At 73.6% G+C, this 8347-nt stretch carries 6 protein-coding genes; 3 read left to right on the top strand and 3 right to left on the bottom strand.

All coding sequences use genetic code 11. The features are described from left to right. Positions 1 to 52 precede the first annotated feature (52 nt). Positions 53 to 1675 carry a cytochrome bc complex cytochrome b subunit gene (locus tag ACFVGO_RS36520; RefSeq protein WP_359908833.1) on the bottom strand — a complete coding sequence of 541 codons (1623 nt, stop codon included), beginning with the start codon at positions 1673 to 1675 and terminating at the stop codon, positions 53 to 55. A gap of 408 nt (positions 1676 to 2083) precedes the next feature. Between ACFVGO_RS36520 and ACFVGO_RS36515 the strand changes: the two genes are divergently transcribed. The 3 genes from ACFVGO_RS36515 (at position 2084) to efeB (ending at position 6061) form a co-directional block, all read left to right on the top strand. Next, the gene (locus ACFVGO_RS36515; RefSeq protein ID WP_359908787.1) at positions 2084 to 2410 is read left to right on the top strand and encodes a hypothetical protein; all 327 of its coding nucleotides are present in this window, start codon (positions 2084 to 2086) and stop codon (positions 2408 to 2410) included. A gap of 241 nt (positions 2411 to 2651) precedes the next feature. Then, complete coding sequence (gene efeU / locus ACFVGO_RS36510; RefSeq protein ID WP_380636434.1) at positions 2652 to 4739, top strand: iron uptake transporter permease EfeU; 2088 nt, start codon at positions 2652 to 2654, stop codon at positions 4737 to 4739. Then, entirely contained in the window at positions 4739 to 6061 is a 1323-nt protein-coding gene (gene efeB / locus ACFVGO_RS36505; RefSeq protein ID WP_380636432.1) for an iron uptake transporter deferrochelatase/peroxidase subunit, read from the top strand. The genes efeU and efeB overlap by 1 nt, the downstream gene beginning before the upstream one ends. Positions 6062 to 6115: 54 nt before the next feature. Here efeB and ACFVGO_RS36500 read toward each other — a convergent pair whose 3' ends face one another. Both ACFVGO_RS36500 and ACFVGO_RS36495 read right to left on the bottom strand, forming a co-directional pair. After that, entirely contained in the window at positions 6116 to 7549 is a 1434-nt protein-coding gene (locus ACFVGO_RS36500) for an ATP-binding protein (RefSeq protein WP_380636430.1), read from the bottom strand. Then, complete coding sequence (locus tag ACFVGO_RS36495; protein ID WP_359908776.1) at positions 7546 to 8226, bottom strand: response regulator transcription factor; 681 nt, start codon at positions 8224 to 8226, stop codon at positions 7546 to 7548. Before ACFVGO_RS36495 ends, ACFVGO_RS36500 begins: the two co-directional genes overlap by 4 nt. Positions 8227 to 8347: the final 121 nt, after the last annotated feature.

The following is an 8347-nucleotide window of genomic DNA, read 5'->3' as shown; positions in this document are numbered from 1 at the left end:
AGGGCCCGCCGCGCCGGGAACGGAGCGGCGGGCCCTCGTCGTGCCCGGGAAATCAGTGGTGGCCGTGGCCGCTGCTGATCTCCTCGTGCTCCTCGACGGTGGGCTTGGCGATCTGGCTGCCCTTGCCGTAGAAGCCGCGGGAGAGCTTCACCCGCGTGCGGGTCCACAGCCCGGTCTTGCGGGCCACCCCGTTCTCGTCCACCTCGGGCGGCAGCTCGGACGGCTGGGGCTGGTCGTGCGCGGTGAGGGTGTAGAGCCGGCCCGGCGGCAGCGGGGCGTGGATCTCGACGAACTCGCCGTGCTGGAGCCGGTTGATGACGCCGGTCTCCCGGCCGTGCAGCACCTTCTCCTTGTCCCGCCGCTGGAGGCCCAGGCACCACCGCTTGGTGATCACGAAGACGACGACCGGCACGGTGAAGAAACCGATCCGCACCGCGTAGGTGATCGCGTTGATCGAGAGGTGGAAGTGGGTGGCCAGCAGGTCGTTGCCGCCGCCCGCCAGCAGGAGCAGGTAGAGGCCGATCCAGGCCGCGCCGAAGGCGGTGCGGACCGGGGCGTTGCGCGGCCGGTCGGCGATGTGGTGCTCGCCCCGGTCCCCGGTGATCCAGGCCTCCAGGAAGGGGTAGCCCCAGACGACCATCAGCACGAGCGGGAAGACCATCAGCGGGATGAACACCCCGAGGTTGAGGGTGTGGCCGCCCCAGACGCTGATCTCCCAGCCGGGCATCACGCGGATCAGGCCCTCGGAGAAGCCCATGTACCAGTCCGGCTGGGCGTCGGTGGACACCTGGTCCGGACGGTACGGCCCGTACGCCCAGATCGGGTTGACCGTGGCGATCGCGGACATCACCGCGACCACGCCGAAGACCAGGAAGAAGAAGCCGCCCGCCTTGGCCGTGTAGACCGGCAGCAGCGGCATGCCGACCACGTTCTGGTTGGTCCGGCCGGGCCCGGCGAACTGGGTGTGCTTGTGGTAGAAGACCAGGATCAGGTGTGCCGCGAGCAGGCCCAGCATGATGCCCGGGATCAGCAGGACGTGGACGGTGAACAGCCGGGGGATGATCTCGGTGCCCGGGAACTCGCCGCCGAACATGAAGAACTGCAGGTACGACCCGACGATCGGGACGGCGAGGATGGCACCCTCCATGAAGCGGATGCCGGTACCGGAGAGCAGGTCGTCCGGCAGCGAGTAGCCCATGAAGCCGTCGAACATGCCGAGGATCAGCAGCAGCGCGCCGAAGACCCAGTTGATCTCGCGCGGCTTGCGGAACGCGCCGGTGAAGAAGACGCGCATCATGTGCGTCAGCATCGCGGCGACGAAGACGATGGCCGCCCAGTGGTGGATCTGGCGCATCAGCAGGCCGCCGCGCACGTCGAAGCTGATCCTGAGCGTCGACGAGTAGGCCTCGGACATCGCGATGCCCCTGAGCGGGACGTACGTCCCCTCGTAGACGACCTCGCCCATGCTCGGGGTGAAGAACATGGTCAGCCAGACGCCGGTGAGGATGATGATGACGAAGGTGTAGAGCGCGATCTCACCCAGCATGAAGGACCAGTGGTCGGGAAAGATCTTGCGCAGATTGGACTTGGCCAGGGAGTAGATGCCCAGTCGGCCGTCGGTCCAGTCGGCCAGGGCCTCGGCCTTGTTGGCGGGGTCGGCGCGCGTGCTGGTCACCGGTCCCGGCTGCGACTGCTGGTCGGTTCTCACGACGGGCTCCCCGGCGTCCTCGGCGTGCCGTGCTGGAGGCCCGCCGGCGGGAACACCGGCCGGCGAAGTGTTGTGATCATGGGACCTCTCGATACGGGCCCGCCGGCCGGACCGGCGCGCGGACCAGGTGTTCCACTGGACCCGTTGCTCAGGGTGATGGAGCGCTTACTCTGTCATGCTGTCGGCAGGGGGCCGACTGTGCACGTCCATCGGCCCGTCCGGCCGCTCGTGTCGGGCCGGACGGGGGCCCCTGACGCCCGATCGGCTGGCCGCCGCTCGGCCCAACGGGTGCCGATGCTGCGGTCGAGTGCCGCTGAACCGTTTCGGCGCGCGCCGCGGCCGGGGGTCGCGTGGTCCCGGGCCTACGCTGCGCCAATGGTGGATCACCGTGAACTCTTCGAGGACGTCACCGAGGCCCTGGCCCGCGCCGGGTTCGACACCGGACCGGGGCCCTCACCGCTGTGGATCGACCGTCACCCCGAGGGCGTGGTGGTCGGCTGGACGCCGGGCGCGGAGCCGGGCGGACCACCCTCCCGGGAGGCGCTCGCGGCGCTGAGCGGCGCGGCCGCGGTCGTGCTCCGCGAGTGCGGCTACCTCGTCGCCGGGACGGAGGAGGGCGATCTGCTGGTGCGCTGCGCCGAACCGGTGACGGTCCCGGAGTCGTCCGAGCCGGAGCCGGTCCCGGAGCAGTGGTGGGGGTGACCGCGGACTCCTGACGACCCCTGAGGCCCGCGGGCCCGGTCAACGCGAGGGCGGGCTCATACCGAATCCTTACCCGAAGCGGGGGTGCGGTTGACCTTGCCGGCTCTAAGGTTTGCCTAAGCTAAGCCGTCGCCCCGGACCCCGGTGTCCGGGGCGTTCGGCTGTGCCGCTCCACCGCCACCGCGGCGGAGGCGAGAACAGGTGAACGACCCGGGCCGGGCCCGGGGAAGGAGCCCGCCGCATGTGGGACGAGGCGTTTCCCAGCTTCCTGATCGGGCTGCGCGAGGGCCTGGAAGCCGGACTGATCGTGTCGATCCTGGTCGCCACCCTGGTCCGGGCGGACCAGAGGGCCCGGCTGCCCCAGGTGTGGACGGGCGTCGCGGCGGCCGTCGCGCTCAGCCTGAGCTTCGGCGCGGTGCTCACCTTCACCGCCGCCAACCTCTCCGGCCACGCGCAGGAGGCCTTCGGCGGGGTGCTCAGCCTGATCGCGGTCGGCTTCGTCACCGCGATGGTGTTCTGGATGCGACGCTCGGCGCGCACCCTCTCCGCCGAGATCAAGGAGAAGGTCCGGGCCTCGCTGGCGATGGGCGCCGGTGCGCTGGTGCTCACCAGCTTCCTCGCGGTCGCCCGGGAGGGCCTGGAGACCTCGCTCTTCCTGTGGACCAACGTGCGCACCGCCGGCGAGTCCACCGGGCCGCTGATCGGCGCGGCCCTCGGCCTGCTGCTCTCGGCCGGGCTCTGCTGGGGCCTGTACCGGCGAGCCCTGCGGATGAACCTCACCCGGTTCTTCACCATCACCGGCATCGGCCTGATCGTCGTCGCGGCGGGCGTGCTCGGCTACGGCCTGCGGGACCTCCAGGAGTCCGGGCTGATCGGCGGCGGCACCTCGTACGCCTTCGACCTGGGCGGGCACCTGGACGCCTCGTCCTGGTACGCGACGCTCGTCCAGGGCACGCTCAACCTGACCGTCACCATGACGGTGCTCCAGGTCGTCGGCTACGTCGCCTACCTGGGCATCGTGATGACGCTGTTCGTCGAGGGCGTCCGCGGCGGCACCAGTGCCCCGGCCGCCGCGCCCGCCGCGCCCGCCGCTGCGGCCGCGGCGGTGGCGGCGGTCGCCGAGAAGCCCGCCGGGGCCGACGCGGAGTCCGAGGCCCCGCCGGCGCGGGCCGGCCGGCCGCGCTGGGTGCTGCCGACCGCGGCGGTCGCCGTCCCGGTGGTGCTGGCCGGCGCCGTGATCGCGATCAGCGACGGCAAGCAGGGCGGCTCCGCCACCGTCGCCGTCTCCGAGCAGGAGTGCGGCAAGGGCTTCGCCGCCCCGCGGCCCGGCCAGCAGGTGTTCCAGATGCGCAACACCGGCGACAAGGTCGCCGAGGTCTACCTCGTCGACCCGGGCACCGGCTCGGTCTACGGGGAGATCGAGGGCCTGGCCCCCGGCACCACCCGCGCCCTGACCGCCACCATCGGCTCCGGCGACTACGCCTGGCGCTGCGTGCCCACCGGCGGGAAGCCCGTCACCTCGGCCGCCGTGCACGTCAGCGGCGCCGCCGTGGTCAAGGCCGTCAAGCCGGTCGCCGAGGACGACCTCAAGGCCCCGCTCGACAGCTACAAGGAGTACGTCGGCCAGGGCCTCGCGACGCTCGTCACGCAGAGCCGGAAGCTCCAGGCCGACGTGCGCTCCGGCGACCTCGCCACCGCGAAGGCCGACTGGCTCGCCGCCCACCTCCAGTACGCCTCCCTCGGCGCCGCGTACGGCACCTTCGCCGACCTCGACGGCAAGATCGACGGCCGCCCGGACGGCCTCGCCGACAAGGAGAAGGACCCGGGCTTCACCGGCTTCCTGCGCCTGGAGTACGGCCTCTGGCACGATCGGTCCGCCGAGGAGCTGACGCCCGTCGCCGACGACCTGGCGCAGAACGTCGACCAGCTGGCGCGCGACTTCCCCGGGCAGGACTTCGCCCCCGGCGACCTGCCGCTGCGCGCCCACGAGATCCTGGAGAACACCCTCCAGTTCGAGCTGACCGGCGACACCGACATGGGCAGCGGCACCAACCTGGCCACCGCCCAGGCCAACCTGACCGGCACCCAGGAACTGCTGACGCTGCTCCAGCCGCTGCTCGACGAGCGGGACCCGCAGGTGCTCGTCAAGGCGAACGCCGGGATGAAGCGGGTCGGCGACCTGCTCGCCGCCGCGCACCGGCCCGAGGGGTGGACCCCGGTCGACCGGCTGCCCGCCGACGCCCGCCGCCAGCTCAACGGGGCCACCGGCGAACTGCTCGAAGACCTCGCCCCCGTCCCCGCCCTGCTCGAAATCCGGAAGGCCGCCTGATGACCGACCACACCGCAGCCACCGGGTCCTGCCCCTTCCCGCACGCCGCGCCGGCCGAGGCCGCCGCGGAGGGCGGCTGCCCGGCCGGACCGGCCCGGCGCAGCTTCGTCCGGGCCGCGCTCGGCGCCGGTGCCGGCGCGGCCGTGCTGGCCGGTGGCGGCCTCGCCCTCGGCGCCGGCCGGGCCGCCGCCGGGGACGGCAAGCAGGACAAGACCGGGGCGGTGCCGTTCCACGGGGCCCACCAGGCCGGCGTCACCACCCCGGCCCCCGGCTTCGCGGCCTTCGTCTCCTGCCAGGTGATCGCCCAGGACCGCAAGGGCCTCGAAACGCTGTTCCGGACCCTGACCGAGCGGATCCGCTTCCTCACCGCCGGCGGCACCCCGCCGGACCTCGGGGTCGGCGCGCCGCCCTCGGACAGCGGCATCCTCGGCCCGACCGTCCCCGCCGACCACCTGACCGTCACGGTCGGCGTCGGCGCCTCGCTCTTCGACGACCGCTACGGGCTGGCCAAGGCCAAGCCGGTCAGGCTCGCGCCGATGAAGACCTTCCCGAACGACAACCTCCGGGCCGCCGAACTGCACGGCGACCTCTCGCTGCAGATCTGCGCCGACCGCCAGGACACCGTGCTGCACGCGCTGCGCGACATCACCCGGCACACCCGGGGCGCGATGCAGATCCTCTGGCGGATCGACGGCTTCCAGAACCAGTCCCGCCCGGACGGCGCGCAGCGCAACCTGCTCGGCTTCAAGGACGGCATCGTCAACCCCGACACCGGCTCCGCGCGCGAGATGGACCGGCTGGTCTGGGTCGCCGACGGGACGGGCGAACCCGGCTGGGCGACCGGCGGCAGCTACCAGGTGATCCGCATCATCCGGATGCTGATCGAGTTCTGGGACCGCGTCACCCTCACCGAGCAGGAGAAGATGTTCGGCCGCCGCCGCGACACCGGCGCGCCGCTGGACGGCGCCCGGGAGACCGACGCGCCCGACTACGCCAAGGACCCGGACGGCAAGGCGATCCCGCTCGACGCGCACATCCGGCTGGCCAACCCGCGCACCGCAGACACCGACACCTCGCGCATCCTGCGCCGGGGCTTCAACTACGACCGGGGCGTCGACCAGGCGGGCAACCTGGACATGGGCCTGGTGTTCTGCTGCTACCAGCAGGACGTGGTCCGGCAGTTCGAGGCCACCCAGACCCGGCTGATCGGCGAGCCGCTGGTGGACTACATCTCGCCGACCGGCGGCGGGTACTTCTTCGTCCTGCCGGGCGCGAGGGGCGAGGCCGACTGGCTCGGGCGGGGGCTGCTGGCCGCCGTCTGACGGCGGGTCCCACCGCGGGCCCGGCGCTGCCACGCGCCGGGACGGTCCGCGCCGTCAGCCGCCGAGGGTGAAGCCGATCACCGCGCCGCCGCCCTCCCGGTTGGCGGCGAAGGCCGTCCCGCCGTGCGAGCGGGCCACCTCGTGCACGATGGCCAGGCCCAGCCCGGAGCCGGGCAGGCTGCGAGCGGCGGTGGCCCGGTAGAAGCGGTCGAAGACCCGGTCGAGGTCGGCCGCGTCGATGCCCGGGCCGCGGTCGCGCACCTCCACCCGCGGGCCGCGCACCACCACCTCGATCGGGCCGGTCCCGGAGGGGTCGAACTTGGCGGCGTTGTCCAGCAGGTTGCCCACCGCGCGGGCCAGCGCGTCCGGCCGGGCGGTGACGACGGTTCCGTCCGCGTCCACCACGATCTGCCGGTCGCTGCGCCGCCGGGCCTGGGCGGCGGCCTGCCGGACCACGTCGGCGAGCAGCACCCCGGTCGGCTGCTCGTCCGCCCTGCGGTCCGCCGCGAGCGCCACCAGCTCCTCCACCAGCTGGGCCAACTCCCGTGACTCCTCCAGCAGATCGGCCATCAGCGCGGCACGTTCGGCGGGCGGCAGCCGGTCCAGGCCGGGCAGCACCGAGAGGTTGGTGCGCAGGCTGGTCAGCGGTGTGCGCAGCTCGTGCCCGGCGTCCTGCACCAGGCGGCGCTGGTTCTCCTTCGCGGTGGCGAGCCGGACCAGCATCCGGTCGAAGGCCCGGCCGAGCCGGCCCACCTCGTCCGTTCCGGCGGCGGGCACCGTGACGTCCAACCGCCCACTGGTGGCGACCAGTTCGGCCGCTTCGGTGAGCCGGACCAGCCGTCGGGTGATCCGTCGGGCGAGCAGCCGGCCGGCCCCGCCGGCGAGCACCGCGACGATCGCCACCAGGGCGACCGTGCGGGTCCGCAGGGTGCTCAGCAGCTTCTCGGAGGGTCCGACCTGCTGGATGATCTGGACCGCCCCGCGCCGCCCGCCGAGCGAGACCACGCCGACCCGGTAGGCCTCGCGGTGCCGGTGGCGCAGCCCGATCGAGGTGCGGCCCGGCTGGTCGGCGTGGGCGAGCTCGTGGTCGGACGGGCTCGGCGGCAGGTCGAGCCGGGCGGTGCCGGGCAGCACCGCGCCGTCGGGGTCGAGCGACTGGGTGGTGACCCGGATCGGGCGGACCAGGTCGGCGCTCAGGCCGCTCGGGCCGGCGAAGTCGCCGGGGAAGAGGACCTCCCGCTGGACCTGCCGGCCGACGGAGTCGACGGCGGCGCCGAAGTCGGCGGTCTCGTCGTCCCGGATCAGCCGCGCGGCGGCGTCGTAGCCGAGTGCGCCGATCAGCACCGCGACCAGCGCGGCGATCGCGGCGAAGGCCAGCGCGAGGGTGGTGGGCAGGCCCGGGCGCGGCAGCCGGGGGAGGCCGCGGGCGGGGCGCGGGAACCGCGGGAACCGCAGGAACCGGGGGAGGCGGCGGGCGGGGCCGGTCACGGCTCGCGCAGCGTGTAGCCGACGCCGCGGACGGTGTGGATCAGCGGCACGAGGCCCGGACGGTCGAGCTTGCGGCGCAGGTAGCCGATGAACACCGCGAGGTTCTTCGAGCCGGGGCCGAAGTCGTAGCCCCAGATCTGCTCGTACAGGGTGGCCTGGTCGAGGACGGCGCCGGCGTGCCGGACGAGCAGCTCCAGCAGGTCGAACTCGGTGCGGGAGAGTTCGAGCTCCCGGCCGGCGCGCCAGGCCCGACGGGCCGGCGGCTCGACCCGCAGGTCGGCGACGGTCAGCGCCTCGGCGGCGGGCTCGGGCGGGTGGCGGCGCAGCAGGGCGCGCAGGCGGGCGAAGAGCTCGTCCACGTCGAAGGGCTTGACCAGGTAGTCGTCGGCGCCGGCGTCGAGGCCGGCGATCCGGTCGGGGACCTCCACCCGGGCGGTGAGCATCAGCACCGGGGTGCGGTCGCCGGCCGCGCGCAGCCGGCGGCAGACCTCCAGGCCGTCCGGCTCGGGCATCATCACGTCGAGCACCAGGACGTCCGGGCGCTGTTCGGCGTGGACGGCCAGGGTCTGGGTGCCGTCGGCGGCGACCCGCACCCGGTAGCCCTCCAGCATCAGGGCGCGGGCGAGCGAGTCGCGGATGGCCCGGTCGTCCTCGGCGATCAGCACGGTGTGCGTCATGGCGGAGATTCTCCCTGACGTGCTCACGGCGCTTCCGGTCGGGGCCGAGGTGTTCCGGGTCCGCTCCGCGGCCCTCCCCGACGGCCGCGGCTGTTGCGCGGTGCTTCGCGGGCGTACGGTG

Origin of the sequence: Kitasatospora sp. NPDC057738, from assembly GCF_042798815.1 — a bacterium.
GTDB lineage: Bacteria > Actinomycetota > Actinomycetes > Streptomycetales > Streptomycetaceae > Kitasatospora > Kitasatospora lactacystinica.
Note: the sequence above shows the minus strand (reverse complement) of the source record. Positions and strands in the feature narration are given on the sequence as shown.